The sequence below is a fragment of the Paenibacillus mesotrionivorans genome (genome assembly GCF_046098205.1).
Lineage (GTDB): Bacteria > Bacillota > Bacilli > Paenibacillales > NBRC-103111 > Paenibacillus_AR > Paenibacillus_AR mesotrionivorans.
This window is the reverse complement of record NZ_JBJURJ010000012.1, coordinates 129,145-155,358: the sequence shown is the minus strand read 5'-3', so window position 1 is coordinate 155,358 and position 26,214 is coordinate 129,145. Positions and strand designations below refer to the sequence as shown.

The window sequence follows — 26,214 nt, the reverse complement described above, 5'->3', positions numbered from 1 at the left end:
CCTACCAAAGCCCCCTTTCACCGAATAGCCGGATAATCCGGTTCACGCTGACTACCAGAACCAGACTGATCAGGGACTGGAACAGCCCTAAGGCCGTAGTGTAGCTGTAATTCATATTCTGCAGGCCCACCCGGTACACGTAGGTGCTGATTACATCGGCCACATCCAGCACGGAATCATTCTGCAGCGCCAGAGTTTGCTCCAGCCCTACATCCATCATGCTGCCCATCCGCAGAATCAGCAGAATGGCAATGGTACTCCGGATACCCGGCAGTGTAATATGCCATACCTGGCGCAGCTTGTTGGCTCCGTCGATTTTGGCGGCTTCGTACAGCTGCGGATCAATGGAAGCCATCGCCGCCAAGTAGAGGATGGTGCCCCAGCCGGCTTCCCGCCAGATGGAGGAAGCAGTGTATGCCACCGGCCACCAGGAGGACTTGGCCATAAAATAGATGGGCTCTATGCCGAACACATTGGTCAAGAGCAGATTCACCACACCGGTGCTTGGCGATAACAGGGCAATCAGAATGCCGCCCAGCACCACCCATGAGATAAAGTGGGGAATGTACAGCAGGTTTTGCACCAGCCGCTTGTACCCTTCCACCCGGACCTCATTTAAGAGCAGCGCCAATAGAATGGGCACCGGAAAACCGAACACCAGACTGTACACATTCAAGAGCAGGGTATTGCGCAGCACCCGCCAGAAGTCCGTGCTTTCGAACAGCAGCTGGAAATTCTTCAGTCCTACCCAATCGCTGCCGAGAATGCCGTCCGCAAAGCGGTAATTCTTAAAAGCAATGATTTCCCCGAACATGGGGGAATACTTGAACAGTAGATAAAACAGCAGCACCGGGACCAGCATCATATATAAGGATTTATCCCGCTTGAGTCCCTTCCACAGTCTCCCTTGCCGCGGTGCGGCCAAAGCCGGGCTGCCCTGCAAGCCCTCTCCGGCGGCTGCAGCCATTTTCTCTTTCATCTCTCTCACCATCTCCTGACATCCTATTCTCCCGCTGACAGGATCATCGTACCGGATCCCCTGTCCTGTTGGATACAGACCGCTTCCCAAATCGGGCACATTTCTTGGTTTTTGGGTGCTCACCATTCTTGCAGTAGGGGAATTTTCTTGGTTTCCGCATAGAAAAAAGCCCGTCCCATGGCTCTTTGTTGGAGTCACAGGCGGGCGGTCAGTAATATACGGAGTCTTATTGGCCGGAGCTGCCGATAGCCTGCTCACGGTATTCCGTGGGCGTCAGTCCGGTATATTTTTTGAAGGTGCGGGTGAAGCTGCGGGAATGCATGTACCCCACGGCATCCGAAACGTCGTTGATCTTGATGTTTTTGTCCAGGAGCAGCTCCTTGGCAGCCTCGATGCGGATTTTGATCAGGTAGTCGATGAAATTATCCTCCATCTGCTCCTTGAACAGCTTGGAGATATAGGTGGGGTGAAGATCAAATTCCTCGGCCAGCCGGTCCAGGGACAAGCCACTGTCCCGGTAATGCTCCTGGATAAATTGGAGGATACGCCCGATATGCTCGTTTTTCCCTCTTTGGCTGCGCCGCTTATCGATTTTGTCGGCAAACCCCACCAGCACGGCCTCCACCACTTGCTCGGTCTCCCGCACATTCTCACAGCGGTTGATCCGTTCATACAGGTTGCCGATTTCGTTCAGGGTTTCCTCCGTATCCATGCCGATGGACTCCATGGTTTGGGTGGCCCGCATGACCAATTCGAAGGAAAACTGGCGGATTAAATCCGGCGGCAGGTTATGGTTGACCGCTTCCTGGAAGATCCCCTTCAGATAGAGCAGCCCCTTGTCCATTTCACTCTGCTTCAAGGCATCCACAATCCGGTCGATCATCCGCACAATATGGTAATAATCCTGATTATCCGGTGTCTGTACGTCCAGAATAGAGATGACGCCGTGATTGCCGGCCACCATCTTGTAGTGGAGAGCCTGCTGCGACTCGGCATAAGACAGCTGAACATCCTTCAGCTCACGGTATCCCCGGCCCAAGCCTGCAATGACGGTCAGTCCGATCTGCCTGTTCATCACATTCAGAATTTGCTCCAGAAGGGCCATGGCCCGCAGATGATTCTGCTCCTCATCCCCCTCCGCGAAGCTGAACACAATCACAGCCCGGCCGCCACCCAGGTCAATAGCCGATCCGGCATTCTCCGAATTGATGATTTCCTCGGCCACATTGCACAGGGCATAGGTGTAGAGTGTCTGATCCCGGGGCTCTATGCCCCCTTCCTTGCCAATCTCCGCCGTACACACCACATACCATTCCGGAAAAAGGCGGATTCCCGTAAATTCCAGATGCGGGGCAATAACCGCATAGTCTGTCCGGTAACCCACCAGAACATCCATGATCGTACGCCACTTCAGCATGGGCTTGGAATCCCGTAGCTGCTGCTCCAGCTTCTCCCGATCCACAAACATCTGATCAAAGAAGCTCTCCAGATAAGAAACACCCCGAGGAGCGGAGGCGGCAGCACCGCCCCATGCCGGTCTGCCGTTCCGGGACAGCTTGCCCAGCATCCGGTCAATCGGGCTAAATGTGCGCCGGTTCACTACGAAGAGAATCACGAATGCTACCAGAAAGAGCACCACAGCCAGCAGAATCAGCAGGTTCCGCGTCACCGTCAGGGGCTTGTACATTTGGCTCTCGGGGATAATATTCACGATCTTCCAGCCGGTATACGCGGAGGTTTTGAAGGAAACGGTTTGCTTCACGTTATCCACCATTGCGCTGTACGAGCCGCTTTCTTGACCGCCCAGCACCTGCCGGATATAAGGCAGCTCCCCCATCTTGCTGTAGAGCATGGAGGCATCATCGTGTGCGACAACCTGGCCTGTTTTATCCAAAATAAAAGTATGTCCGGGAGATTCCTTCTCGTAAATATCATGAATCATCCGGTACAGCACATCCACGTCAATGTTGGCGGCCACCACTCCCTTCCGGTAGCCCGGTGCGCTGAGCGGCGGATAGGACCGGATTAAGGTCACCACATCCCGGTTCACATTACCGTCCCAAATTTTGTGGGTGGTAAGCCACTGAAAATAGTCGGGAATCTCCAGATATTCCGCAATCCAGCTGTTCTCCGACTGATCCTTGGTGGTATAAAATCTGTCCGACAGGATGTTGCCGCTTACATCCGAATACGCAAAGATGGAGGAGAATTGAAGATTGTTGTTCAGGAATTTGCCCAGCTTGGAGTTCAGGACGAAGAAATTATCATTCTTCTGGGCATTGTCCTTGTAGCTGTCATTCATAAAATATACAAACTCTAACTCATTTGTAAGTTGAAGTAAATTGGCTTCCGTTTGCTGGAACGACAGCTCAATTTTTTGGTCAATCTGCTTCAACAGAGCCATGTTCGTTTCCTTCAACTGCTGCTCCAAACCCCGGACCGTGCTTTGGTACGAAAAGAAAAAAGCCAGGGATATGACAGCCAACAGCAGGCTGCCGTATATCAGCATGATCCTCCCTGTAACGCCGATTTTCATCTTCCTTTAGCCTCCCGGTATGCTGCATAAAAGCAGCACAGACAGCCCTTACAGGCCGTCTGTGCGGATCTTTATAGAAGAAATTCCGGTTATCTGCGGTCTTGCGGTCCGCCTACGGAAACCGTCGTATCGGTATCCAACCCGTAAGCCGTATGCAAGGTTTGGATAACCTCGTTCAGACGACTGTTGGGGATGACACAGCTTACCTTGATCTCGGAGGTGCTGACCATGTTGATGCTGATGCCCAGCTCCGAAATGGCCTCGAACATCTTGGCGGCTACGCCCGGATTGCTGACCATACCCGCGCCAACGATGGAAACCTTGACCAGCCCGGTTTCGGAGGTGGTTTCACGGTAACCCACGGTTTCCTTGATGGATGCGATGATGGTCATAGCCTTATCCAGATCGCCGCTGCCTACGGTGAAGGAGAAATCCGCCGCGTCCTGGACACCGCTTTGGACAATAATGTCCACGTCAACTTGCTGATTGGCCAGCGCGGTAAACACCTTGGCCAGCTGACCCGGACGTTCGGGCACTCCCAGGATGCTGATGCGCGCCACATTCTTGTCATATGCAATACCGCTGACTACGATTCCCTGCTCCATTGCGGCTTCCTCCTTCACAAGCGTACCTTCATTATGGTTAAAGCTGGAACGCACCACCAGGCGCACCTGGTTCAGCTTGGCGCACTCTACCGCACGGGGATGAAGCACCGCCGCACCAAGGTTGGCCAGCTCTAGCATTTCGTCGTACGAAATCTCGTTGAGCTTGCGTGCGCATTTCACAATGCGGGGATCGGTGGAGTAGACACCTTCCACATCGGTGTATATTTCACACAGGTCGGCTTTAATGGCCGCGGCAACGGCAACAGCTGTGGTATCCGAGCCGCCTCTGCCCAAGGTGGTGATTTCCCCTTCCTCGGTCATTCCCTGGAAGCCTGCAACAATGACAATGCAGTCCTTCTCAAGCGCATCCTGCACCCGTTTGGGCTCGATATGGCTGATGCGGGCTTTGCCGTGGACAGCCTCCGTATAAATCCCGGTTTGCCAGCCGGTATAAGACCGTGCCTCTTCACCGAGGCTCTGGATGGCCATGGCCAAAAGTGCCACCGATACCTGCTCGCCGGTGGTCAGGAGCATATCCATCTCTCTAGTCGGCGGGGCGCCGTCGCAAATCTGCTTGGAGAGGTCAATCAGTTCATCTGTTGTATCGCCCATAGCGGAAACCACAACCAGACAACGGTTCCCCTCCCGCTTCCTGTCCACGATCCGCTGGGCTACACGCCGCATGCGCTCGGGGGTACCGACGGAGCTGCCGCCGAACTTCATCACAATTACCGACAACTTCAACACTCCTTACCGTAGCTAATCCTGCAAAAGGTTTTTCCTATTATATCACCAAAACCATCCAAAAAAAATCCCCGTACAAAAAATCCCCCAAGGCACATGGTCCTTAGGGGCTGTCTTCAAACTCCGAGGGGAGCAGATTTGGGCGAATTTTCGTTCCAGGCAAGGCACTTTTGTGAAGGCGTACCGGGGGTACGTCAAGCGAAAGTAACGCAGCATGGGACGAAAAGGCGGTAAAAGATGCCCTCAAGCGAGTTGGAAGACAACCCTAGGGGGATTTGTTCGCTTTTGCTTCACATTGCCGCCATAGACGCCAAACAGACCGGCTGTTATGCCCGGGAAATGTACTTGCCTTCACGGGTATCGATAAGCAGGCGGTCTCCCTGGTTAATGAACAGAGGAACCTGTACGGTATGGCCGGTTTCCATGGTTGCGTTCTTGGTAGCGCCGGTTGCGGTGTTGCCCTTGATGCCCGGTTCGGTTTCGGTTACTTCCAGCTCAACGCTGTTGGGCAGGTTGATGCCCAGGATAGAGCCTTGGTAGCTGACGATGTTCACCAGCATGTTTTCCTTCAGGAAGTTGCGCTCCCACTCCAATTGTTTGGCGGACAGCTCGAATTGGTCGTAGGTTTCATTGTCCATGAAGGTATATTCGGTACCGCTGTTGTACAAATATTGAGTTTCGCGGTTTTCGACGATGGCACGGCTCACCGTTTCACCTGCGCGGAAGGTCTTTTCCACCACATTGCCATTCTTCAGGTTCTTCAGCTTTGTGCGGACGAAGGCGGCGCCTTTGCCCGGTTTCACGTGCTGAAATTCAATGACGGTAAACGGGTCGCCGTCGGTTTCAATAGTAAGGCCTGTCCGGAAATCATTAACGGAAATCATGCAATACTTCCTCCCAGTGGAAAAGTCATCTCTTTATTATAGTCTAAATTTAAGCGGCTCACAATATCAAAAGTTCTTTGGTGGAATGGGTCAGGACTTTAACCCCTGTTTCGGTAAAGACCAGGTCATCTTCGATCCGTACGCCGCCGATACCAGGCAGGTAAATACCCGGCTCCACGGTTACCGTCATGCCCGGCTCGAAGACTACGTCGCAGCTGGGGGACAGCCGCGGGTTCTCGTGGATTTCCAGACCCAGGCTGTGGCCTGTGCCATGCCCGAAGTTCCCGCCGTAGCCGGCCTTGGCGATAATGTCCCGGGCGATCGCGTCACCTTCCCGGCCCGTCATACCAGGCTTCAAGCCGGCGATGCAGGCCAGCTGAGCCTCCAGCACAATCCCGTAAATCTCCTTCAGCTTGTCACTGGGAGTTCCCAGGGATACGGTCCGGGTAATATCGGAGCAATAGCCGTTGAGCAGGGCGCCGTAATCCATCTTCACGAATTCGTTCATCCCCAGGATCCGGTCGCTGGCCACCCCATGGGGAAGCGCGGAGCGTTCACCGGAGGCCACAATGGTATCGAAGGAGGAGGAGGTTGCGCCGTTCTTGCGCATGAAGAATTCCATCTCCAGGGCGATATCCCGTTCAGACACGCCGGGCTTCAGGTAGCTCAGGATATGGGTGAAGGTTTTGTCCGCCAGATCGGCAGCATCCTGCATCACTGCAATTTCCTCTTCATCCTTGTACATCCGCAGCTTCTCCACCACCAGGGAGGTAGGTACCGCTTCAATGCCGGCCAGATCGGCCTCGTAGCTTTTGTACAAGCTGTAGCTCAGATGGTTCTGCTCCAAACCGAGCTTCTTAATGCCGAGACCGTCCAGCAGCTCCTTGACCGTCTGCATGGGTCTCACCGCATGTTCCACAATCTCATACGCGGGAGCTTGCTCCCTCGCTTGTACCATATAGCGGAAATCCGTCAGGAAGAAGGCTTTGCCCGCGGTCACCAGTACATAACCGGCTGTGCCGGTAAAGCCCGACATATAGCGCCGGTTGTAAGGATTGGTAATCAAAATGGCTTCCAGGCGGAGCCCTTCCATCGCTTTTCTCAAATTGGCCAACCGTTTCAATGACATCTCCATCTCACCCGTTTTCTCTTAAATAATGTACCATAGCGCGCAGGCCCGCTTCATAGCTGTACGGTCCCAGTCCGCTGATTTGCCCAAGGACCACCGGAGCGATCACCGACGTATGCCGGAAGGCCTCCCGCTTGTGGATATTGGACAGATGCACCTCAATGACAGGCAGGGATACCGCAGCCACCGCATCGCGGATGGCATAGCTGTAATGCGTGAAGGCACCGGGATTCATCACAATCCCGTCCATTGTCCCGAAGGCGGCGTGAATGCGGTCGATCAGAGCCCCTTCATGATTGGACTGGAAGAATTCCAGCTCCACCTGGAGCTCCGCCGCGCACGCAAGGAGGGACTCCTCGATGGCCGGCAGCGACATGCTGCCGTATACACCCGGTTCTCGGACACCCAGCATATTCAAATTCGGCCCGTGCAGAATAAGAATCCGTTTCATGGCAAAATCACCTGTCTTTGCATCTTGGTCACTTACAACAACGGGTACATTTTACCATAAGTTAAGGATGGAGAGAAATTGAATTGTAAAAGCGAGTCTGAAAACCGGCTTGAGTGGCTACTTCACCGGCTCGGCCTTCATCACCATGGGTTCGCGGGAGCGTTCGTCTGTAAATTCAAACGTGATGGAATAGCCGATGAACAAGCCCCATACGGCAAACAGGCACATATCCGTGACCAGGGAGTTAACGTCCATCTGAGTAATGGCGGGGACCATGCCGGTTAACGGACCAATTAACAGGTAGAGTCCCCCCCACCAGGCCAGACCGTATATCAAGCCGGGCCAGGGTCCCTTCAGCTTGCGCAATACCAGACCGTAAAACAGCGCGGCGACAAGGGATAAGGCAATCAGACTGCCGTAACCAAGCAGGATCCCCTGCCAGGTTACCAGGAAGTCGTGCCGGAAGAAGGGCTCCAGCATAAAACCCGGCACCACATCCGTATACTTCATGGCAAATTGCAGCAGCTTCAACGCTCCCCAGATAATACCCGCGAATAAACCGATATATAAGGAGAACACCCAAGGCCGCGTGGTCTTGCGGTTTTTATGTTTGGAGCGGTATTTAGCCTTCACCTTCATAACGATCCGCCTTTCTCACGCATGTGGAGGATTTTCCTGTAGTATGCACCAGGCGGACCAGGTTAAATCAGGTGGAATTCAACCGCTGTTTCCGCTACAATAGATACACAAGCCCATTCCTTGCGCGGCTTAACGCGCTTAGGACCAACTTCATGGAGAGAAGCAGGTGAATGCAGTGCCGCAAAAGACCATATATGGCGGACAAGCCGTCATTGAAGGCGTTATGTTCGCGGGCAAAACCGCCCATGTGACAGCCGTCCGCCGCAAAAATAATGAAATCAGCTTTTTGGAGGTGCCGCGCACCACCAAACCCTGGGTACAGAAGCTGGGTAAAATCCCGTTTATCAGAGGTATTGTCGGACTTTTGGATTCCAGCGCCAAAGGCTCCCGCCATCTGAATTTTTCCGCTGAGGCTTACGCGGAGGATGAAGGAGGACCTGTGGAGGAGGAAAAGGAAACCCTCTTCGGCAAGATCGGCATGTTCCTTGGCGTCGCCGTCGTCGGTGTCCTGTCCTTTATCTTCGGGAAGCTGATCTTTACAGTTGTCCCCGCCGCAGTAGAGCAGCTGCTGTTCAGCGAATTGTTCGGCGGCCGCATCCTTCATAATATTATTGAAGGTGTCCTGAAAATTATTTTGCTTTTGGCATATATTTATATTATCTCCCTGACCCCCATCATCAAGCGGTTATTCCAGTACCACGGGGCGGAGCATAAGGTAATCAGCGCATACGAGGCCGGTGTGGAGCTTACCGTTGAGAATGTACAGAAGTTTAATACCCTGCACTACCGCTGCGGCAGCAGCTTCCTGGTGATGACCGTTCTGATCGGCGTCATTGTTTACTCCTTCTTCCATTACGACGGCTTCTGGGAGCGGATTCTCCAGCGTATCGCCCTGCTGCCCGTCGTCACCATGCTGGCGTATGAATTCCTGAAGCTGACCAACTCCCTCCGGGATACGCCGGTGCTTCGTTTTCTGGGGTATCCGGGGTTGTGGCTCCAATACCTGACCACCAAGGAGCCAACCGACGATCAGGTGGAGGTCTCCATTGCCTCCTTTAACCGGGTGCGCGAGCTGGACAGCCAGCTTGCCCCCGCCCCGGGGCAAGCAGCTTCCTAAGATAGAAGGTCAAACCAGCCAATACCCAGCTTATGCTTACGATGCAGGCTTTCCGGAGGAAAGCCCTTAGCTTATGCTTACGATGCAGGCTTTCCTCCGGAAAGCCTTTAGGAGGGGAAGTTATGAATATGTACAGACGGTTGTCCCTGCCGGATTACATCATCTATGGCCTCTTGGTAGTAGGAATCCTCTACCGCTTTCTGGTGAATCCCGGTCCGCTTTTGATTCCGCTCCTGGTGTTCGGTGTCATTTTCCTTCTGTACAAATTCCCTCCCAACCGGCTGCAGAAGCAAGGCAGGCCTGTCCAGCACAGGACCAGAACAGCGGAGCGCAAGAAATACGAGGAACGGGAACGCCGCAAGGCACACTTCCGGGTCATTCCGGGAAGCAAGCCGGACTCCGACGAGGAGCAGCCTCCCAAATATCATTAAGCTTCAATAGTAAAGTAAAAGCTCAACAGCAAAGCCGCCCTCGGGCGGCTTTTTATTTTTGCCGTCGGGACACCGGCTCAGCTTTGTTTCCAGGTGATCTCAGCCAGACTTCAGCAGGAGTTTTCTCATATTCACAGGATGTTATAGACATACTATATCTTACAAATTCTTACTTACCACGAAGGAGCTCTCTCCATGAAACCATCTTGCAGCCCTTTGTCTGCCGCATTGTGGTCTGCGGCTATTCCAGGCTTCGGCCAATTCTGCAACCGCTCCTACATAAAGGCTGTTACGTTGATCGTCATGGAATTCCTGGTCAACATTTACTCCCACTTGAATCAGGCGATTTTCTACTCCTGGCTATGGGATGTTCCCAGCGCCCAGCGCTGCCTGAATTATGAATGGCTGCTGTTCTACCCGTGTATGTATGTCTTCGCTGTTTATGATGCGTACCATGAGTGCAGCATACGTATGCAGAAGCCCCATTCACCCTACTTGTACATCCCCTTCGCCGGAACCAGCTTCGTGGGCACTGTGGTGGTGATCTGGAGCTCCGGGCAACGGCCTTTCTTCGGATTGGAGAAGCTGGGCCCAATTTTTGCAGGAGTCATTGTGATTTTGGCGGGCATCTGTCTTGGAGGGTGGACGGTAAACCGCTTCTTTCCACAAAAGCCTAACCCTTAACTCCGGCAGGCTCAGACCAAAATTTTTGGCGCGTACATTTCGCATTTTTTCTGATAAACCGCCAAGGACCACCGGTCAAAATATTTGGAGGCGGCCCGGACCCCGGACTGGAACAGCTCGTCGCTTTTTTCCTTGGATATATTAAATTGAGTGGTCTGAACGCCCATAGTGGGGATTTTGACGGTACGGAACTGGTTGAAGTCTTCAATATACCGCTCGTCATGGGCATCCATCATAGTGCCGAACAGCGCCTGAAACATGCTGATCGGGCCTTTGATATCCCGCGGCTCATGATCCGTCTGGCCCACCAGCTGGTAGCCGATGACGGGAATCCTCTTATCCTGGCCCTTCGCTTCTTCCTTATCAAACAGCCACAACGGGAAATTGCTCAGAAGCCCCCCATCCACCACATACACGAACTGCTTCCGGAATGCCTCCCCCTTCCGGGCCCCGGGACGTTTGCGCAGCATCACCGGATCGAAGAAATAAGGGATGCTGGTGCTCATGCGGATGGCTTTGGCAATGGAAAATTTCTTGGGATCAATGCCGTATTGGCTGATATCCTCCGGAAGCACCATGAGCTTCCCCTGGCTGATATCCGATGCGATAATCCGCAGCCGGTTTGGCTCCAGATCGCCGAAAACCCGGATGTTTTTGGCTGCCAGCAGCTGGCGCACCCACTCCTCCAGCGCCTCCCCCGAATACAGGCCCTTTTTGACGAAAATCCGTACAGCCGGCCCTACCCAATGAATCTGATGAATCCACGTTTTCTTGAGAAAGGAAGTAAACGGCGTTGCCTGGATAATCTCCTTCAGCTCTTGTCCGGTATACCCTGCCGCCAGTAATGCGGCCACAATGGAGCCCGAGGAGGTTCCGGCCATATGATGAAAGCGGAAGCCGCGCTTCTCCGTTTCCGCCACCGCTCCGGCCAATCCGATAGCTTTCACGCCGCCCCCCTGAAACACCGCATTGATTTTCATGTCTGCCACCCTCTTTCCTCCAAAATCTTTTACTTAAGATGTATATGAAGGAAAGAGGCTGTCACAGGCTTGCCCAAACAAAATAATCCCCTAAAAGTGACGAGACGCTTTGAAGCAAATTCCGGATACTTTTGGGGGAGCCCCCGAACGAAAATGCTGCAGTCATGCATTTTCGCAAAAAAAAACCTGGCCTCCGCCAGGTTCTCTGCTCATGATGCGGTTATATGGCGGAAGCAACACGCCCAAGTCTTAGTTCGGCTCCGTCTCCAGCTCCGTACGGAGCTCGCGGAGCGACTCCAGACGAGAGGGCTCCCGGGTGAAGTATTCCAATAATGTCCCGATGCAGGCAATGGAGTCGGCGCTCAGATGATGCTCGATGCCCTCCACATCCCGGTAAATATTCTCTTCTTGCACCCCTATAATTTGCAAAAATTCCTCCAGCAGCTTATGCCGGTCCAGCAGCCTCTTCCCCAGCTTCTTGCCCTTGGAGGTCAGAATCAGACCCCGATATTTTTCATAAACCAGATAGTTGTCCTTATCCAGCTTCTGGATCATCTTCGTTACCGAAGAGGGATGCACTTCCAATCCCTCGGCAATGTCGGATACGCGGGCATAGCCTTTTTCATCAATGAGCTTATAAATTTTCTCCAAATAATCTTCCATACTGGGAGTCGCTGCCATTAACAACACCCTCCTCCTCTTCCATTTCCCTACCGTCCGATAAGATACCTTTGTATGATACCTGATATTGCCGAATAAAGGCAAGCCCCTTGTTCAAGGGATTTCAAGTGAAGTGTGTAATTCCCTTGACTAATTGGAACGGTTACAAATGAATAATGAATGGGGATAAAGCAAGCCCCACTAGGAAATTAGAAAATGGAGGAGGTTTTGACGAAATGGCCACAGAGCTGCTTTCCCGTCCTGCTCCAAGCCTGCAGCCTTTTTTGCCTGAGCTGGTCTACTTTGAGCCGGGCGCGCTGGAATATCCCAAGGGCAAGCGGATCATGGAATGGGCCGAAAAAAACGGCTTGCCCATTAAACAAACCACGTCCCATAACCGGATTACCGATTTGCCCGGAGATTCCGAACTGGAGAAATACAAAATCGCCAAACGGACGTTGGTGGTGGGTGTCCGCAAAACGCTGAAATTCGATACGTCCCTGCCTTCTGCGGAATATGCCATTCCCATTGCTACCGGCTGTATGGCCCACTGCCATTATTGCTATCTGCAGACCACCCTGGGGGCGAAGCCCTATATCCGGATCTATGTGAACACCGATGATATCATGGACGCCGCGGCCAAATATATCGAGGAGCGGCAGCCGGAAATTACCCGGTTTGAAGCGGCTTGTACCTCCGATCCCGTCAGCCTGGAGCATATCTCGGGCTCCTTGAAGGAGCTGATCGAATTTATGGCGGATCAGCCTCTGGGCAGACTGCGGTTCGTAACCAAGTTCCATCATGTTGAACCGCTTCTGAATCTCCGCCATAACGGCAATACCCGGATCCGGTTCAGCGTCAATGCCGATTATGTGATCCGCAACTTCGAGCCGAATACCTCCGGCTTTGCCGACCGGATTGAAGCCGCGGGCAAAATCGCCCGTTCCGGTTATCCGCTGGGCTTCATCATCGCCCCCATTATCTGGCATGAGGGCTGGGAGCAGGGTTATGGCGAGCTGATGGAGAAGCTGAAGCAGTCCTTGCCGACGGATGCGGAAACGAAAAATTCTCTCACCTTCGAGATGATTCAGCACCGGTTCACCAAAACGGCCAAACGGGTGATTCTGGAGCGTTACCCCAAAACCAAGCTGGAGATGGACGAGGCCAAGCGGAAGTATAAATGGGGGAGATGGGGTCAGGGAAAATATGTATATCCCGATGAGCAGGCGGAGGCCTTGCGGGTCTTTTTGACAGAACAAATTTTCGAGAAATTCCCTCAGGCCAAAATCGAGTATTTTACGTAAACGGTGAGTCAGAATTGAAGCCAGCCGGGAGTGTGGCTGTTGAACCAGATGGTAATCTGCGTTAGCTTGCCGGTATAGAGCAGAACAGCGACCAGCACCATCACCGCCCCTCCCGTTTTCATGAGTACGCTGGAGTACCGCAGAATCCGTCTGGCAGAGCCAAGAAACAACGCCAGACCCACGAAGGGGACTGCAAACCCGGTGGAGTAAGCGGCAATCAGAGGCAGCCAAGATCCGTTCTCAGTCAGGGATAACGCCAGAATGGCAGACAGGATCGGCCCCACACAAGGAGACCAGCCTGCGGCAAATCCGACCCCGATAACAAAAGAGCCGGCAAAGCCGGCAGGTTTGGCAGAGACCTGCCACTTCCTCTCCTTCATTAAAAACTGAGGCTGGAAAATCCCCAGCATAAACAGCCCCATCACCAGAATCAGAATGGCGGACAGCTGGCTGATCAGTTCCCGGTAGTCCACAAACACCGCAGACAGCCGGCCTGCTCCCCAGGCCATGGTGAAGAAAATCACCGAAAATCCCAGGGAAAAACATACGGCATGTAGCACTACTCTGGTGCGTACCGTTCCGGAGGCTTCGCCGGTTTTCAGCTGGCTGACTGAAATTCCGGTCATGTAAGACAGATAAGAAGGGTACAAAGGCAGACAGCACGGCGAAATGAAGGAAGCAACTCCTGCAAGCAAAGCCATCCAGACCGTCACATTCACCGGTTTTCCCCTCCTTTTGTATCCACTCCCGCGGCATTAAGCGGTTTTAAACCCCTTACGGACCAGAAGTGTACCCATAAGCATAGCAATGAGCAGCAGCACGATGGATGCGCCCGGAGCATAGTTGCCTACGCCGGCCAGGCTTAATCCCCCCAGCACCCCAACCTCCGAATACAATAAGGCCGTCCATACGGCGCTGCGGAAGCTTTTGGCTACCAGCAGGCTGCAGGCAACCGGAATGGTCAGAAGCGCCGATACCAGGAGAGCGCCTACAATCTTGATGGCTACGCTGATGACCAGTGCGGTCAGCATGGTAATGACAATGTTGTACAAGCGGACAGGCAGCCCGCTGATTCCCGCGGCATCCTCATCAAAGGCCAGCAGGAATACTTCCTTGTGGTTCATCACCATAAACACCACGACCAAAACTGTAACCCCGGCAATCAGCCACAAATCCTTGTTATCCAGCGTCAGGATGCTGCCGAACATGTAGCTGGTTACATTCACATTGAAGTTCCGGCCCATGGTAAAAAGAAATGCAGCCAAAGCCGCCCCGCCGGACATGATGATGGCAATAGAGAGCTCCGCGTAGGTCTTATAGGTCCGCCGCAGCTTCTCAATGGCAAAGGAGGCCAATAATGCAAAAACGAGGCCCATGGCCACCGGGTATACATGGATCAGAAAACCCAACGCCACACCCGCGATGGATACGTGGGAGAGGGTGTCCCCAATCATGGACAAACGCCTTAATACCAGGAATATGCCCAGGAGGGGGGCTGTTATGCCGATAAATAATCCGCCCAGCAGGGCCCGTTGAAAAAAGATTTCCGAGAAAATATCCACCGTTTTTGTTTATCCCCTTACTTCAATTTTTTCGCGTTTGGTCCCGCCGGAAACATGTAGCCGGGTCTCCGAGCAGTTCTGCGGCTCATGGGTATGGCGGACATAGAATTTCAGCTTGCCGCAGACCTGTTCCGGCCCCCCTCCCATATAATCCTCCAGCATGTCAATGTCATGGGACACCATCAGGAAGGTAATGGCATGATGCTGGTGCATATGGCGGATCAGCTCAAAAAAGCCCTCCTGCGTCTCCGCATCGATTCCTGCAGTCGGTTCATCGAGAATCAGCAGCTCCGCATTGTTGATTAGCGCCCGGGCCAAAAACGCCCGCTGCTGCTGGCCGCCGGACAGCTGTCCGATCCGCCGGTCGGCCAAATCGGCAATGTTCATGATTTCCAGGGCATCCTCGCACTTGCGGGTATCCGCCGCTGTTAAGCGCTTGAACAGCTTGTTGCGCCCGTACAGCCCGGATAACACCACCTCACGCACCGTCGCCGGAAATAAGGGATTAAAGGCATTCTTCTGGGGTACATAACCGATCCGGTTCCAGCCGCGGAAGGAGGAATAGGGCTCTCCGAAAAGCCGAACCTCCCCCTGCTCCGGCTTCAGAAGCCCGACAATGATCCTCAGAAGGGTGGTTTTGCCCGCGCCGTTGGAGCCGGCCAGGCCCACGAAGTCCCGCTGCAGCACATTAAAGTTCAGATCCCGGATAACCTGCTTGCCCTCATAAGAAAAGGAAACACCCGCAAGCGTCACCACGGGTTCATGGCAATGGGCTTGGGGCTGAGCTGTGTTGTTCATGTACTAGCCTTCTCTCTAAACAGCCTTAGTTAATGATATTATTGTAAGGCTTTTACTAGGTTTTGCAAATTCTTTTCCATGATGGAGAAATAATCTTCCCCGGCCTTCAATTGGGCATCTGTCAGTCCTTCCAGCGGGTTGAGCACCAGGGTCTCGATTTTCAGATCATTGGCCAGGGTTTTGGCCAGCTTATCCGACACCAGTTCCTCGAAGAAGATGTATTTCACCTGATGCTCCTTGACGAAATTATTGATTTTCTTCATATCCTGGGCAGTCGGTTCGGAGTCAGGAGTTAATCCCATTATCGCCACTTGATTCAGTCCGTAATCCCTGCAGAGGTATGCAAAGGCCTGGTGGGAGACGACAATATCCTTTTTGGGCAGCTTGCCCAGGGTTTCCCGGTACTTGCGGTCCAGCTCGTCGAAGGACGCGGAGAGTTTGGTAAAGTTGGCTTCGTATTCGGCTTTATTGGCGGAATCAGCCTCCACCAGTCCGTTCTTGACGGCCTCCGCCATTTTTTTGGCGTTCATCGGACTCAGCCAGGCATGGGGATCGAAATCTCCGTGGTCATGGCCTTCCTCACCTTCGTGGCCGTGCTCATCCTCATGGCCTTCTTCCTCATGCTCCTCCGCTTTGATCAGATCAAGCCCGGCACTGGCCTCCACTGTTATCAGGCTGCTCTTGTCCTTGCGGCTCTTAAGCAGCTCATCCACCCAGCCCTCCAGCCCTGCGCCCTGATAGGCGAACACATCGGCCTTCAGAATCTGGCTGATGTCCCTGGTTTTCGGCTCCCAGTCATGGGGCTCCACTCCGGCGGGAACGGCGCTGACAGCGTGAATGCGGTCCCCTCCGATTTTGGAGGCGAAATCATACAGCGGATAAAAGCTGGCCACCACGTTGGTTTTGTCTTCGGAAAGCGAGATGCCCGAATTGTTTCCGCAGCCCCCTGCCAAAATGGCGATTCCCAAGGTAAGCGCCATGGCTCCTGCCCATTTAGAACGTATGCTCAAACGTATGCTCATGAGTCCATATCCTCCCGATCACTATCTTAATCGTAATTTTTATTAACAGGGATGATTATAGGATTATCGCACCCGGTTTGTCAACCATGATTCGCAAATCTTCTCCACATAAAACCGGGAGCAAACCTGCGGAGGTCCGTTGCCTAGGCCGTTCTGGCCCCATGCGGGATCACTGCCGGGTTGCTCCCTTTGCGTTTGTTAGGCCTTACTTTTCTTCCGCCCATGGTGTATACAAGGTCCTGGAGGTTCGCCGGATCGTACCCTTCACCTCTATATCCAGCTTGGCATTGGGCAGAATTTCATCCTCCCACCGCTCTTCCACCCGGTTCCATACTTTTGGATTTTTATCGTTTAAGGCATTGCCGAAGGAGAAGATGTCGCTGTGGAATTTCCGGGCCGCCTTTTCGAAGGCCATCTCCACCTCCTTCTTGACCAAGGCGTTAAAGCCTTCCTCCAGCTTCTTCAGCTCCTTCACCTCGGCCAGATTCCTGCTTCCGCTGCGGTCCCCGATATTGAGGTTAGCATGGATGGTCAATTTGATGACAGCGGTATCCCCTTCCATTTTTACCGAAACCTTATTTCTGACCCCGCCGATCAGCTCCAGGGAAGCTAATCCGCCATCATCAGTTTTAACCGCGATCAACGCACTTTTCATAAATTGCTTGGTCCACATCAGGCCCCGGGTCTCCTTTTCGTCGAGGAAGCCCTTCAGCTTTGTTCCACGGAATACCGCTGTGCCGCCTGTATAAATGACCGGGGACTGGCCGGGTCCCTTGGAGGAGGTGGTGTTCAGCTTGGCAATGCGCTTGTCATATTCCGACTGGCTCATCAGCTCCATCAGAGGAAGATAGGGCTGGCTGCCAATAGGTTCTGTCAGCATCCGGTTAAAATCCACCAGTTGCACCTTAGGGGCTTTCCCGTTGACGGTAGCATTGGTCAGCAGATTGGACAGATAGTCGGATGGAATCGGGGTAAGACTGACCCGCGCCTCCATTACATCCTTGGCCTTGCCCTTCACAACGGAAATCATTGACGTACCGCGGAGCTCCGGATCCGAGCTGAAAAAATCCAAAAAATCCTCTACCCCATCCCGCGCCGCATGTTCCCCGATGATGCATATTTGAATGTGGCCCCAGAACAGCTTTTGTCCCCCGACATTGATATAGTTCCGCAGGGCTTCGAAGGTGGTGGAGCCACGGGCGCTGATGGATTTAAACTTATCGCCGCTGCTGGCTTTTTCCGCCTTCAGTGCGGAAAGATCGGGCGACTGGATGGTCAGGATAATGTCCCCGTTATCCGCCTTGTCCACCCCTACCCCCAGCACATAGTCGATTTCATTGGCTTCCTTGGCGCTCCAGCAGCCGGACAAAACCAGCATCAGCAGGAACGGGAGGCATAAATAGGCGGCTTTCACTGGTCCGTCCCCCCTTTTTTGGCCTTTCTCCAGGCCAGCAGCTCCATAAGCAGGAGAAACAACAAACCCGCATACGGATACAGGTGCCCTTTGATCTGATCGATGTGGAATACGGCCTGAACCAAATTCTGCGGTATGGACGCCAGATAATAAATGATCACCGCCAGAGGAAACAAGAGCCGCCTGTAGCTGCTTAAGCCGAACCAGCCTTGGAAACCCGCGGCGCACGCATAGAAGGTCAAGGCGCCCTTCACCATATTCATCATCACCCACATGGTGAGAAAGATAATTTCCACATGCTCAAAAAAATGGACAAAGCTGATGTTGCGGACCATCTCTACCGTAGGAAATGCCAGACGCTTCACATAAGCCGTACCGAAGGTTCCAAGACAAAGCCAGTAGGTTAATAAAAACAGGATACCCACCACTACATTCACCTTCACCAGGGAACCGGTTGTCTTTTCCGGCTGCTCGATGCCCCGGGATGCATACAGCAGGATGCCGATTTCCATAAAGATGGCCAGCACGGACATCGTGCCCTTATAAAGCCCCGCCAAGTCGGTGTCGTAAAGAGGCAGGATCCGACTGGTCTCCACATGTCCGGCAGACAGAAGCAGCATGATTAACAGAATCAGCATGATTATGGGAAACAGCACCTCCGCGAAGGTGCCTATGGAACGCAGGCCCCCTCTCACATTCCAGTAGCGGAGCGTGAGAAACATCGCCAGCATAATTCCCAGCGGTGTCTCCGGGATCACCAGCGTTTCGAACAGCTCCCCCACCAGGCGCATCACATAAGAGGAATAAAAGAGAGTGGGCACAAGCAGGAACAACAGAGTAAAGGGCAGGCCCAACCAACGTCCCATCATGCTGATCACGTAGGTGATAAAGCCTTGATCCCCAATCCGCTTCAGCAGGCGGGTCAGAAGCCAGGCATATCCAGCAGACAACGCCGTGGCCAGGAATATGCACAGCCAGCCCGTATGCTCGGTAAGAGCTGTCAGGGACCGGGGCAGGGTAATGAACATGGTTCCGAATATATAGAAACCGGAGACGAACATAAGCTGATATTGGGTGATTTTGCTTTTTTCCATCCCCCTGCCCCCTCCTTTCCCTGCTTGGTCATTTTCGCCGTTTCAACTGCTGCGGCTTCAAGTAACGCTGGCGCAGCTTCATCAGATATGTGGGCTTGCGGACAACAATGGAATCGTCGATCCTCTCCCAGTGGGATGCCTGGAAGGGCTCCAGATACCCCACGCCGAAGGGCCTTAAACTGATCAAATGCAGTAAAATGGCCGCCCCTCCGAAAATAATCCCGAAGATGCCCATCGTAGCCGCCAGAAACATAATGGGGAACCGGAGCATCCGGATGGTGATGGACGTATTGTAGCTGGGAATCACGAAGGAGCCGATAGCCGTAAAGGACACGATGATGGTCAGCACCGGGCCGACAAAACCTGCCTGCACGGCCGATTGGCCAATAACCAGCGCACCCACAATGCCGATGGTTTGCCCCATGGTGCCGGGAAGGCGCAGGCTGGCCTCACGCAGCAGCTCAATGCTGACCTCCATCAGCAACGCCTCGAAAAAAGCCGGAAACGGCACCCCTGTCCGGTTGGCAGCGCTGGAGAGCATAAGAGGCGTAGGCAGCATCTCCTGGTGATAAGTGATCAGCGCAATGTAAAGGGAGGGCAGAAACAGGGCTATAAAAAAAGCCAGTCCACGGAACCACCGGATGAAGGTGGCCGCCATAAATTTACTGTAATAATCCTCGGAGGCATACAGAAAGTTGGCGAAGGTAGCCGGCATGGAGAGCGCATAAGGAGACCCGTCCACAATGACCGCCACCTTGCCCTCCAGAATGGAGGCGACTGTCCGGTCTACCCGCTCCGAGTTAAAGACTTGGGGGAATGGCGACAAGGGGTTATCCTCCAAATATTCCTCCAGCTGTCCGCTGTCCTGAATGCCATCCACCACAATTTCCTGCAGACGCCGCCGCACTTCCTTGACCAGAGCCGGGTTGGCCACATCCTGCAAATACAGGATCGCCGTATCCGTAAGGCTCCTGGTACCGATCTGCAGTGCCTCCACCGCCAGCCGCGGGTCCTTGATCCGCCTTCTGATGAGAGCCGTATTAGCCCGGAGCACCTCGTTAAACGCCTCCTGCGGTCCGCGGATGGATACCTCCGTGATGGGCTCCTTGATGAAGCGGTGCTCCCAGCCCTCCGTGGATATGGTGAGACCCTCTGCTTCTCCCTCCAGGAAAACCAGCGTACTGCTGTACAGCAGGGATTGCATCAGCTTGGCCCGGTCCTTCTCCCGGCGGATATTGGTGGCCGATATCAGCTGCTCCAGCCTGCCAATCCCCTCTTCCTCGTCCGGCAAGGGATTCTGAAGCATAGGCTGAGTGATGAACTCATGGATCAGCTGCTTGTCTGCCAGCCCGTCCATATACAGGACCGCCGTACGCAGCAGTCCGCCCCCGGCATTCCGGACAACTCCCTCCTTCACCACCAGATCGCTGCATAAAGCGAGACTTTCCCGGAAAAAGACTACAGTTTCCTCCAGGTTTCCTGAGATTTGCCCCTTCGGGTAGGATTCCAGATCCTCCACCCGGTTGGGGTTTTGGGTAGGTTGACGGGGTTTGCCCCAAATTCTCATGAGGGTCCACCACCGGTTAACCGGTAAATCTCCATCATGCTCTCATCCATCCAGCGGGCAAGAACCGGGAATAGCTCCCATTTTTGAAGCACACATAATAGAACAGCCAAAGCACCCAGAATGGCATAAGCTGCTTTTTCATTGGCTTTTGCCGGTTTGTTCTCATTCTCCAGATCCTTGCGGGGAAAAAACACTGCCAGCCAGGCTGCCAGGAACAGGACTGCCGCGTATTTCATAAGAAATCCACCTTCTTCTTTTGGGGCTAGTTTTTTCCTAGACGCGGCGGACTATACCCGGAACCCAAAAAGAGCCTGTCCCCCAAACGGGAGACAGGCTCATAAATTACCATGTGCAAACGGACCGCTTTTACTTCACAATAGCACCGACAGGCAGGTCCTCGGCCACCGTAGCCAGCGTAAGCTGATCCCCGTGGGAGGCGGCCAGGATCATGCCCTGGGACAGCTCGCCCCGCAGCTTCACCGGCTTCAGATTGGTGACGCAGATGACCTTGCGGCCTACCATCTGCTCCGGCGTATAATATTGGGCGATGCCCGATACCACCTGGCGCTGCTCGGAGCCCAGATCCAGCTGCAGCTTCAGAAGCTTGTTGGCGCCCTTCACCGGCTCTGCTGACAGCACCTGGGCCACCTTCAGCTCCACCTTGAAGAAATCATCAATAGTGATCTCAGGCAGCGCTTCTTCTGCCGGTTGGGCCTCGGCCTTGGCGGAAGCCGGAGCCGGAGTGGAAGCCTCCGCAGGCGAAACGGGTTTGCCGCCGGTCATGGCTTGGGTGATGTAAGCCACCTCCGCCTCCACATCCAGACGCGGGAACAGCGGGTCGCCCTTCTGCAGGCGGGTGCCCGGCTCCAGAAGTCCGAATTGCCCGGCACTGTCCCAGGTGGTCAGCGGACCGGCTTGGATGCCCAGCTGGGCCCAGATTTTGGCCGGTACGGAGGTCAGGAAAGGCTGCAGCAGCACGGAGGCAATGCGCAGGCTTTCTGCCAGGTGGTACATGACAGACGCAAGCTCACCTTTCTTAGCCTCATCCTTGGCCAAGGCCCAAGGTGCGGTCTCATCGATATACTTGTTGGTGCGGCTGACCAGGCTGCCGATGGCTGTCAAGGCCACGGAGAACTCCATCTTCTCGAGAGCCTCCTCCGCCTTGGTGACTGCGTTGGCAGCGGCTTCCTTCAGTGCGCTATCGAAGGGGGTTTGTCCGTCTTGGGGAGAAGGCAGTACCCCGCCGAAATATTTCTCCATCATGGCGACGGTCCGGTTCAGCAGGTTCCCCAGGTCATTGGCCAGGTCGGAGTTCACCCGCTCCACGAAGCTTTCCGGAGTGAAGGTGCCGTCAGAGCCAAATGGGACCTCACGCAGCAGATAGTAGCGCAGCGCATCCAGGCCGTAGCGGTCGATAAGGGTAACCGGGTCCACCACGTTGCCCTTGGACTTGGACATTTTGCCGTCCTTCATCAAGAGCCAGCCGTGGCCGAATACCTTCTTGGGGAGCGGCAGCTCCAGCGCCATCAGCATAATGGGCCAGTAGATGGTGTGGAAACGGACAATTTCCTTGCCGACCAGATGCACGTCCGCCGGCCAGAATTTATTGTAGAGCGTCTCGTCCTGGGAGCCGTAGCCCAGGGCGGTGATATAGTTGGACAAGGCATCTACCCATACATAGATCACGTGTTTGGGGTCGCCTTTGATTTTGATGCCCCAGTCGAAGGTGGTCCGGGAAACTGCCAGATCCTCCAGGCCGGGTTTGATGAAGTTGTTGATCATTTCGTTCTTGCGGGATTCCGGCTGGATAAACTCCGGATTCTCCTCGTAATACTTCAGGAGACGGTCGGCATATTTGCTCATCCGGAAGAAGTAGGATTCCTCCTTCACCAGCTGCACGGGATGGCCGCTGTCGGGGCTTTTGGCCGAAACAATATTGCCCTGCTCATCCTTGACCACATCCGCCAGCTGGGTTTCGGTGTAGAAGGTTTCATCGGGGATGCTGTACCAGCCTTCGTATTCGCCCAAGTAGATATCCCCCTGCTTCAAGAGCCGGTCGAAGATATCGGCGACGGAGGTTTTGTGGCGCTCTTCCGTGGTCCGGATAAAATCATCATAGGAAATATCCAGCTTCCGCCACAGCTCCTTGATGCCGGTGACGATGCCGTCCACAAATTCCTGAGGGGTTTTGCCCGCCGCCTTGGCTTTCTCCTCGATCTTCTGGCCGTGCTCGTCGGTTCCGGTGAGGAAACGGGTCTCATAGCCCCGCAGGCGCTTGTAGCGCACCATGGCGTCGCCCGCCACCGTAGTGTAGGCGTGTCCGATATGCAGCTTGTCGCTGGGATAATAAATCGGGGTTGTCAGGTAGAATGTTTTCTTTTCCACAGAAATGGCCTCCTTAATTTGTAAACAAAAAAAGCCCCCGTCCGCATTGGGACGAGAGCTGCCTCACGTGGTACCACCCAGATTCCCCCAAACCATTAAAGGCCCGGGGCTCAAGTCAGTCAAGCCACATCCGCATGCGATATCCATGCCGGCTGCAGCCTGCTGTTCCATTAACGCCGGAAGCCGCGCCGCCCCCTTACCTGCACGGTGTGCCGCGCATGCTCGAAGGCAGTTTCTCCAGGACCATCTTCGAAGGACTCCCCTGCACCGGCTCCCACCTGTCCCGGCTCTCTTGCAGCAGCTTCTGTCCCCTACTTATCCCTTCACAGAAAAAATGCATATGGGTTGACAATATGTTCCTTCAGGATAGCGAAAAAGCGGCGCCCTGTCAAGATTTCCATCTTCCCTTGGGGGGAACGCGGTCGATTCCTCCCGGGTGGAAGGGATGGCACTTGCAGATGCGCACAGCCGCCAGCACGGTGCCTTTAGCAGCGCCGTGAATCTCAATAGCCTCCAGGGCGTACTCCGAGCAGGTGGGATAAAACCGGCAGGTTGGCGGCTTCAGCGGGGACAGGAATTTCCGGTAAAATTTCACCGGGGCTTGGGCAATTTTTTTCATCAAGGCATGCTCCCGTATCTGGTAATTGCATTTCCTTCATCATGCTCCTTTTGCCGCGGCCCGTCAAATGGTGCCGTCCGTCTCGGAGCCCCGCTTTTAGTCCCTGGCCGCTGCACCCATGGGTTTCCAGCCCCGGGTTTGATCAGGCAATGGTACGCTGTGTATTCTAACGGCGGTGAGCGCCTCTATATGCCCCTCAAGAAGGGCATGGAAAACCTAACGGAAGCAGAAGACGTTATTTGGCTAAAATCAAGCTTGCGGTGGGCGTTTTGAACCAAATAGCGTCTCTGGCCGCCGTTACAATTTTGCGGGCGGTGTTTTCGCCGATATAAGGTCTCTCACTGCCGTTAGACATTCCGCACAAAAAAAAGACCGCCTGAGCGGGCTTCCGGATAACCGGACTTGCCACTCTGGCGGTTGAGAAGAGGATAACTATGGAAAATGGTGAGACGCGATGGTTGGGTCAAGCATACTGCTGAGTCCGCCGGGAGGGAGTTCCGCAGCGTATGGCAGATCCGGTGGCCCGGTTCCCGGCTCATAAGCCTTTCTGCAGCAGATGCAATCTCCTCTATCGGGAGGGCATCATCGCAGGCGGTTCATTCAGGACGGCTCCGATATTGACTGATAATGATTCTCAATATCGTTCGTTGATATTAAGATACCTTGTTTCGGTGTATCTGTCAATACAATTGCAAAAAAGTTTTCGAAAGTATGAGTTGCCCTGCTGTTGACCAAACTGAAATCCATCCGGGGTAGCAAGCTGCAACCCGCAATACTCGCGCCAGAAACTACCACGAGGAGGAGCCCGTACACCATGAGGTCATGCGTTCAAAAGGCTGCCGGACACGCTATGCTGCGAAAAAGGATGATCAGCCACTTAGGGGACGAACCGCGCCGAATTTCCACTTACCGGATGTTCCGGAGTCCGGAATTCCATGAGCTGTGCGATTTTTATATGGAAGGCATCGGTTTCCGCCGCTTTGAGCAGTTTGTGGAATATGCGCTGCGGCTGGAGAAGACCTTCTGACAGGCTCTGCATAGGCAATGCCTGCATCAAAACGCAAAAGCCTGCCCGGCAGCCGGACAGGCTTTTTGTTATGGCGTACCACGGGCCGAGAATACAAGAAATTTACCCGTTGTCAGCCCCGCTTCCCCCTGCAGCTGCCTTGCTCCCGGTGAGGGACAGGAAGGCCCGCAGCATGGCGATGCGCCAGACGAGAATCATCCCGAAGGCCAGGATAAAGAATATCCCTGCGGACTGGACCACTGTTATGTACCGCTCCACCCAGTCGTGGAGGAGCACACGGACCAGGAGCATGCCGATAATGATCCACAGGAATGCTTTGGAGCGTTTCATATAGACGACTTCATTGCGGATTTCCAGCTGGGTTGTGCGGATCAGCGGGAACGAAAACAACACCGCCCCCACCAAAAAGGCAATCCCCGCCCAGGACCAGGGAATGCGAGTGTCCGGCGCCACAAACATCATAAACCCGGTGGACATACCCAACGGCGGGATCATGATCTTGCGCAGATTGGTCGGCCGGTTGGAGGCCCGGAGCCGCAGAAAAATAACCATCGTACCGGCCAGCACCGATACCAGCAATGAAGCAACTTGGGCAGTTCCCATAAACAGATCTCCTTGATAGCCAAGATGGATACCGATAGTTCTGTTATACCATATGGGCGGGCTATTGTTAAATTTCCCCTTCAACAAAGCAGCAGCTGAGCCGCTTGCCGCCCTACATCAGCTTCCCCGGTAGGTGCTGTATCCCCCTGGCGACACCAGGAGCGGCACATGATAATGCGCCTCCGGGTCCCGGATTTCGAAGCGGATCGGGATAACATCCAGGAAGCCCACTCCGCGCTCGGCAAAATAATCTCCAGCATGATACCGCAGCTCGTAGGTTCCGGTCTGCAGGTAACCCAATAGCAGCGGCTCCCCGCACCGCCCGTCTTCATTCATCCGGACGTCCTTTAAGAGCCGGATGTCCACTGCGGCAGCTCCCATTCCGTCACCCTCCAGCTCCCACAGCTCCACCCGCATGCCGCAGGCAGGTTTGCCGATAGCCGTGTCCAGCACATGGGTGGACAGCCTGCCGGCCGCCTGCATAAGACCGGCCAGCCGGAAGCCGGCAATGATGCCGACCTCCTTCAAGGCCTGTCTAAGCTCCGCTTCTCTGGAATTGGCCACCCGCTGGCGCATAAACGCCATCACCGCCTCCTTGGTCCTGCCTTTTACCGCAATGATAAAAGGAAAGCCGTGCTTTTGGCGGTACAGCCGGTTCATGGCATTCATATAGCGAAACTCCCGCTTGGTCAGCCGGTCCAGCCCTGCTCCCGCCTGCTCCCGGGTGGATGCCTCCGTCATGGCCAGCTTGGCGCCCAGATCCGGATGGGCCCGCAGAAGAGCCAGCTGGCGTTCCTCATCCGCTTGCTCCATGTACTCCAGCATAGACGCGAACATGCTGTGGACCGTTTGGAAGGGGCGGCTCTCCCATGCCGCTTCCGCAATCCACGGGGATGACTCGAAGATGACCCCTACTGCTTCCGCAAATGCTGCTCGGTCCATTTCATTTAACTGCTGCAACGTATATATGCCCGATGGGT

At 54.2% G+C, this 26,214-nt stretch carries 26 protein-coding genes; 5 read left to right on the top strand and 21 right to left on the bottom strand.

Going from position 1 to position 26,214, the window contains the following annotated elements:
* Window position 1 precedes the first annotated feature (1 nt).
* From ACI1P1_RS18490 to ACI1P1_RS18460, 7 genes are all read right to left on the bottom strand, one after another.
* Window positions 2-979 carry an ABC transporter permease gene (locus ACI1P1_RS18490; RefSeq protein ID WP_416217920.1) on the bottom strand — a complete coding sequence of 326 codons (978 nt, stop codon included), beginning with the start codon at window positions 977-979 and terminating at the stop codon, window positions 2-4.
* A gap of 226 nt (window positions 980-1,205) precedes the next feature.
* Window positions 1,206-3,515: a helix-turn-helix domain-containing protein gene (locus ACI1P1_RS18485; protein WP_416217919.1), complete on the bottom strand. Its 2,310-nt coding sequence runs from the start codon at window positions 3,513-3,515 to the stop codon at window positions 1,206-1,208.
* Between the two features lie 89 nt (window positions 3,516-3,604).
* A complete protein-coding gene (locus ACI1P1_RS18480) occupies window positions 3,605-4,858 on the bottom strand; it encodes an aspartate kinase (protein ID WP_416217917.1) in 1,254 nt (417 codons plus the stop codon).
* A gap of 332 nt (window positions 4,859-5,190) precedes the next feature.
* Window positions 5,191-5,748, bottom strand: coding sequence for an elongation factor P (efp, locus tag ACI1P1_RS18475; protein WP_416217916.1), 558 nt, complete (start codon window positions 5,746-5,748; stop codon window positions 5,191-5,193).
* A gap of 58 nt (window positions 5,749-5,806) precedes the next feature.
* On the bottom strand, window positions 5,807-6,877 hold the full coding sequence (locus ACI1P1_RS18470) for a M24 family metallopeptidase (protein ID WP_416217914.1): 1,071 nt from the start codon (window positions 6,875-6,877) through the stop codon (window positions 5,807-5,809).
* A gap of 7 nt (window positions 6,878-6,884) precedes the next feature.
* Window positions 6,885-7,328 (bottom strand): type II 3-dehydroquinate dehydratase, encoded by a 444-nt coding sequence (gene aroQ / locus ACI1P1_RS18465; RefSeq protein ID WP_416217912.1) that lies wholly within the window; start codon window positions 7,326-7,328, stop codon window positions 6,885-6,887.
* Between the two features lie 117 nt (window positions 7,329-7,445).
* Window positions 7,446-7,967, bottom strand: coding sequence for a YqhR family membrane protein (locus ACI1P1_RS18460; protein WP_416217911.1), 522 nt, complete (start codon window positions 7,965-7,967; stop codon window positions 7,446-7,448).
* Between the two features lie 223 nt (window positions 7,968-8,190).
* On the opposite strand from ACI1P1_RS18460, the gene ACI1P1_RS18455 reads away from it, so the two are divergent.
* The 3 genes from ACI1P1_RS18455 (at window position 8,191) to ACI1P1_RS18445 (ending at window position 10,199) form a co-directional block, all read left to right on the top strand.
* Entirely contained in the window at window positions 8,191-9,084 is an 894-nt protein-coding gene (locus ACI1P1_RS18455; protein WP_416218007.1) for a DUF1385 domain-containing protein, read from the top strand.
* A 122-nt stretch (window positions 9,085-9,206) separates the two neighbouring features.
* Window positions 9,207-9,515 (top strand): hypothetical protein, encoded by a 309-nt coding sequence (locus ACI1P1_RS18450; RefSeq protein WP_416217910.1) that lies wholly within the window; start codon window positions 9,207-9,209, stop codon window positions 9,513-9,515.
* Window positions 9,516-9,710: 195 nt separating this feature from the next.
* Window positions 9,711-10,199 (top strand): hypothetical protein, encoded by a 489-nt coding sequence (locus ACI1P1_RS18445; protein ID WP_416217909.1) that lies wholly within the window; start codon window positions 9,711-9,713, stop codon window positions 10,197-10,199.
* 11 nt (window positions 10,200-10,210) lie between these two features.
* On the opposite strand, the gene ACI1P1_RS18440 is transcribed toward ACI1P1_RS18445, so the two are convergent.
* Window positions 10,211-11,179 carry a patatin-like phospholipase family protein gene (locus tag ACI1P1_RS18440; protein WP_416218006.1) on the bottom strand — a complete coding sequence of 323 codons (969 nt, stop codon included), beginning with the start codon at window positions 11,177-11,179 and terminating at the stop codon, window positions 10,211-10,213.
* A gap of 249 nt (window positions 11,180-11,428) precedes the next feature.
* Entirely contained in the window at window positions 11,429-11,860 is a 432-nt protein-coding gene (mntR, locus tag ACI1P1_RS18435) for a transcriptional regulator MntR (RefSeq protein ID WP_416217906.1), read from the bottom strand.
* Window positions 11,861-12,075: 215 nt separating this feature from the next.
* On the opposite strand from mntR, the gene splB reads away from it, so the two are divergent.
* Window positions 12,076-13,143: a spore photoproduct lyase gene (gene splB, locus ACI1P1_RS18430; protein ID WP_416217905.1), complete on the top strand. Its 1,068-nt coding sequence runs from the start codon at window positions 12,076-12,078 to the stop codon at window positions 13,141-13,143.
* Window positions 13,144-13,151: 8 nt separating this feature from the next.
* Here splB and ACI1P1_RS18425 read toward each other — a convergent pair whose 3' ends face one another.
* The 10 genes from ACI1P1_RS18425 to yidD all read right to left on the bottom strand — a co-directional run bounded on the left by ACI1P1_RS18425 (window position 13,152) and on the right by yidD (window position 23,604).
* Window positions 13,152-13,862, bottom strand: a complete 711-nt coding sequence (locus tag ACI1P1_RS18425) for a cytochrome c biogenesis CcdA family protein (protein WP_416217904.1) — start codon at window positions 13,860-13,862, stop codon at window positions 13,152-13,154.
* 36 nt (window positions 13,863-13,898) lie between these two features.
* Window positions 13,899-14,705 (bottom strand): metal ABC transporter permease, encoded by an 807-nt coding sequence (locus ACI1P1_RS18420; protein ID WP_416217902.1) that lies wholly within the window; start codon window positions 14,703-14,705, stop codon window positions 13,899-13,901.
* Window positions 14,706-14,714: 9 nt separating this feature from the next.
* Window positions 14,715-15,503 (bottom strand): metal ABC transporter ATP-binding protein, encoded by a 789-nt coding sequence (locus ACI1P1_RS18415; RefSeq protein WP_416217901.1) that lies wholly within the window; start codon window positions 15,501-15,503, stop codon window positions 14,715-14,717.
* A 38-nt stretch (window positions 15,504-15,541) separates the two neighbouring features.
* Window positions 15,542-16,525 (bottom strand): metal ABC transporter substrate-binding protein, encoded by a 984-nt coding sequence (locus ACI1P1_RS18410; RefSeq protein ID WP_416217900.1) that lies wholly within the window; start codon window positions 16,523-16,525, stop codon window positions 15,542-15,544.
* A gap of 205 nt (window positions 16,526-16,730) precedes the next feature.
* The gene (locus ACI1P1_RS18405) at window positions 16,731-17,939 is read right to left on the bottom strand and encodes a Ger(x)C family spore germination protein (RefSeq protein WP_416217899.1); all 1,209 of its coding nucleotides are present in this window, start codon (window positions 17,937-17,939) and stop codon (window positions 16,731-16,733) included.
* Window positions 17,936-19,033 carry a GerAB/ArcD/ProY family transporter gene (locus tag ACI1P1_RS18400; protein ID WP_416217898.1) on the bottom strand — a complete coding sequence of 366 codons (1,098 nt, stop codon included), beginning with the start codon at window positions 19,031-19,033 and terminating at the stop codon, window positions 17,936-17,938. The genes ACI1P1_RS18405 and ACI1P1_RS18400 overlap by 4 nt, the downstream gene beginning before the upstream one ends.
* A gap of 28 nt (window positions 19,034-19,061) precedes the next feature.
* A complete protein-coding gene (locus ACI1P1_RS18395; RefSeq protein WP_416217896.1) occupies window positions 19,062-20,600 on the bottom strand; it encodes a spore germination protein in 1,539 nt (512 codons plus the stop codon).
* A complete protein-coding gene (locus ACI1P1_RS18390; RefSeq protein WP_416217894.1) occupies window positions 20,597-20,836 on the bottom strand; it encodes a hypothetical protein in 240 nt (79 codons plus the stop codon). The genes ACI1P1_RS18395 and ACI1P1_RS18390 overlap by 4 nt, the downstream gene beginning before the upstream one ends.
* A gap of 130 nt (window positions 20,837-20,966) precedes the next feature.
* The gene (gene metG / locus ACI1P1_RS18385) at window positions 20,967-22,985 is read right to left on the bottom strand and encodes a methionine--tRNA ligase (protein WP_416217893.1); all 2,019 of its coding nucleotides are present in this window, start codon (window positions 22,983-22,985) and stop codon (window positions 20,967-20,969) included.
* 388 nt (window positions 22,986-23,373) lie between these two features.
* Window positions 23,374-23,604 carry a membrane protein insertion efficiency factor YidD gene (yidD, locus tag ACI1P1_RS18380; protein WP_416217892.1) on the bottom strand — a complete coding sequence of 77 codons (231 nt, stop codon included), beginning with the start codon at window positions 23,602-23,604 and terminating at the stop codon, window positions 23,374-23,376.
* Window positions 23,605-24,418: 814 nt separating this feature from the next.
* Between yidD and ACI1P1_RS18375 the strand changes: the two genes are divergently transcribed.
* Window positions 24,419-24,631: a hypothetical protein gene (locus tag ACI1P1_RS18375; protein ID WP_416217891.1), complete on the top strand. Its 213-nt coding sequence runs from the start codon at window positions 24,419-24,421 to the stop codon at window positions 24,629-24,631.
* Window positions 24,632-24,733: 102 nt separating this feature from the next.
* Here ACI1P1_RS18375 and ACI1P1_RS18370 read toward each other — a convergent pair whose 3' ends face one another.
* Together ACI1P1_RS18370 and uraD are read right to left on the bottom strand one after the other, a co-directional pair.
* Window positions 24,734-25,234: a CcdC family protein gene (locus ACI1P1_RS18370; protein ID WP_416217890.1), complete on the bottom strand. Its 501-nt coding sequence runs from the start codon at window positions 25,232-25,234 to the stop codon at window positions 24,734-24,736.
* A 117-nt stretch (window positions 25,235-25,351) separates the two neighbouring features.
* The gene (uraD, locus tag ACI1P1_RS29745) at window positions 25,352-26,176 is read right to left on the bottom strand and encodes a 2-oxo-4-hydroxy-4-carboxy-5-ureidoimidazoline decarboxylase (RefSeq protein ID WP_463605678.1); all 825 of its coding nucleotides are present in this window, start codon (window positions 26,174-26,176) and stop codon (window positions 25,352-25,354) included.
* Between the last annotated feature and the right edge of the window lie 38 nt (window positions 26,177-26,214).

Bases quoted from the DNA above. Each gene is read 5' to 3' on its own strand.
- ACI1P1_RS18470 (WP_416217914.1), bottom strand. From the start codon at position 6,877: ATGTCATTGAAACGGTTGGCCAATTTGAGAAAAGCGATGGAAGGGCTC.
- ACI1P1_RS18450 (WP_416217910.1), top strand. From the start codon at position 9,207: ATGAATATGTACAGACGGTTGTCCCTGCCGGATTACATCATCTATGGC.
- ACI1P1_RS18460 (WP_416217911.1), bottom strand. From the start codon at position 7,967: ATGAAGGTGAAGGCTAAATACCGCTCCAAACATAAAAACCGCAAGACC.
- ACI1P1_RS18410 (WP_416217900.1), bottom strand. From the start codon at position 16,525: ATGAGCATACGTTTGAGCATACGTTCTAAATGGGCAGGAGCCATGGCG.
- ACI1P1_RS18485 (WP_416217919.1), bottom strand. From the start codon at position 3,515: ATGAAAATCGGCGTTACAGGGAGGATCATGCTGATATACGGCAGCCTG.
- ACI1P1_RS18395 (WP_416217896.1), bottom strand. From the start codon at position 20,600: ATGAGAATTTGGGGCAAACCCCGTCAACCTACCCAAAACCCCAACCGG.
- ACI1P1_RS18455 (WP_416218007.1), top strand. From the start codon at position 8,191: ATGTTCGCGGGCAAAACCGCCCATGTGACAGCCGTCCGCCGCAAAAAT.
- uraD (WP_463605678.1), bottom strand. From the start codon at position 26,176: ATGGACCGAGCAGCATTTGCGGAAGCAGTAGGGGTCATCTTCGAGTCA.
- mntR (WP_416217906.1), bottom strand. From the start codon at position 11,860: ATGGCAGCGACTCCCAGTATGGAAGATTATTTGGAGAAAATTTATAAG.
- aroQ (WP_416217912.1), bottom strand. From the start codon at position 7,328: ATGAAACGGATTCTTATTCTGCACGGGCCGAATTTGAATATGCTGGGT.
- ACI1P1_RS18440 (WP_416218006.1), bottom strand. From the start codon at position 11,179: ATGAAAATCAATGCGGTGTTTCAGGGGGGCGGCGTGAAAGCTATCGGA.
- ACI1P1_RS18490 (WP_416217920.1), bottom strand. From the start codon at position 979: ATGAAAGAGAAAATGGCTGCAGCCGCCGGAGAGGGCTTGCAGGGCAGC.
- yidD (WP_416217892.1), bottom strand. From the start codon at position 23,604: ATGAAAAAAATTGCCCAAGCCCCGGTGAAATTTTACCGGAAATTCCTG.
- ACI1P1_RS18400 (WP_416217898.1), bottom strand. From the start codon at position 19,033: ATGGAAAAAAGCAAAATCACCCAATATCAGCTTATGTTCGTCTCCGGT.
- efp (WP_416217916.1), bottom strand. From the start codon at position 5,748: ATGATTTCCGTTAATGATTTCCGGACAGGCCTTACTATTGAAACCGAC.
- ACI1P1_RS18390 (WP_416217894.1), bottom strand. From the start codon at position 20,836: ATGAAATACGCGGCAGTCCTGTTCCTGGCAGCCTGGCTGGCAGTGTTT.
- ACI1P1_RS18370 (WP_416217890.1), bottom strand. From the start codon at position 25,234: ATGGGAACTGCCCAAGTTGCTTCATTGCTGGTATCGGTGCTGGCCGGT.
- ACI1P1_RS18375 (WP_416217891.1), top strand. From the start codon at position 24,419: ATGAGGTCATGCGTTCAAAAGGCTGCCGGACACGCTATGCTGCGAAAA.
- splB (WP_416217905.1), top strand. From the start codon at position 12,076: ATGGCCACAGAGCTGCTTTCCCGTCCTGCTCCAAGCCTGCAGCCTTTT.
- ACI1P1_RS18445 (WP_416217909.1), top strand. From the start codon at position 9,711: ATGAAACCATCTTGCAGCCCTTTGTCTGCCGCATTGTGGTCTGCGGCT.
- ACI1P1_RS18415 (WP_416217901.1), bottom strand. From the start codon at position 15,503: ATGAACAACACAGCTCAGCCCCAAGCCCATTGCCATGAACCCGTGGTG.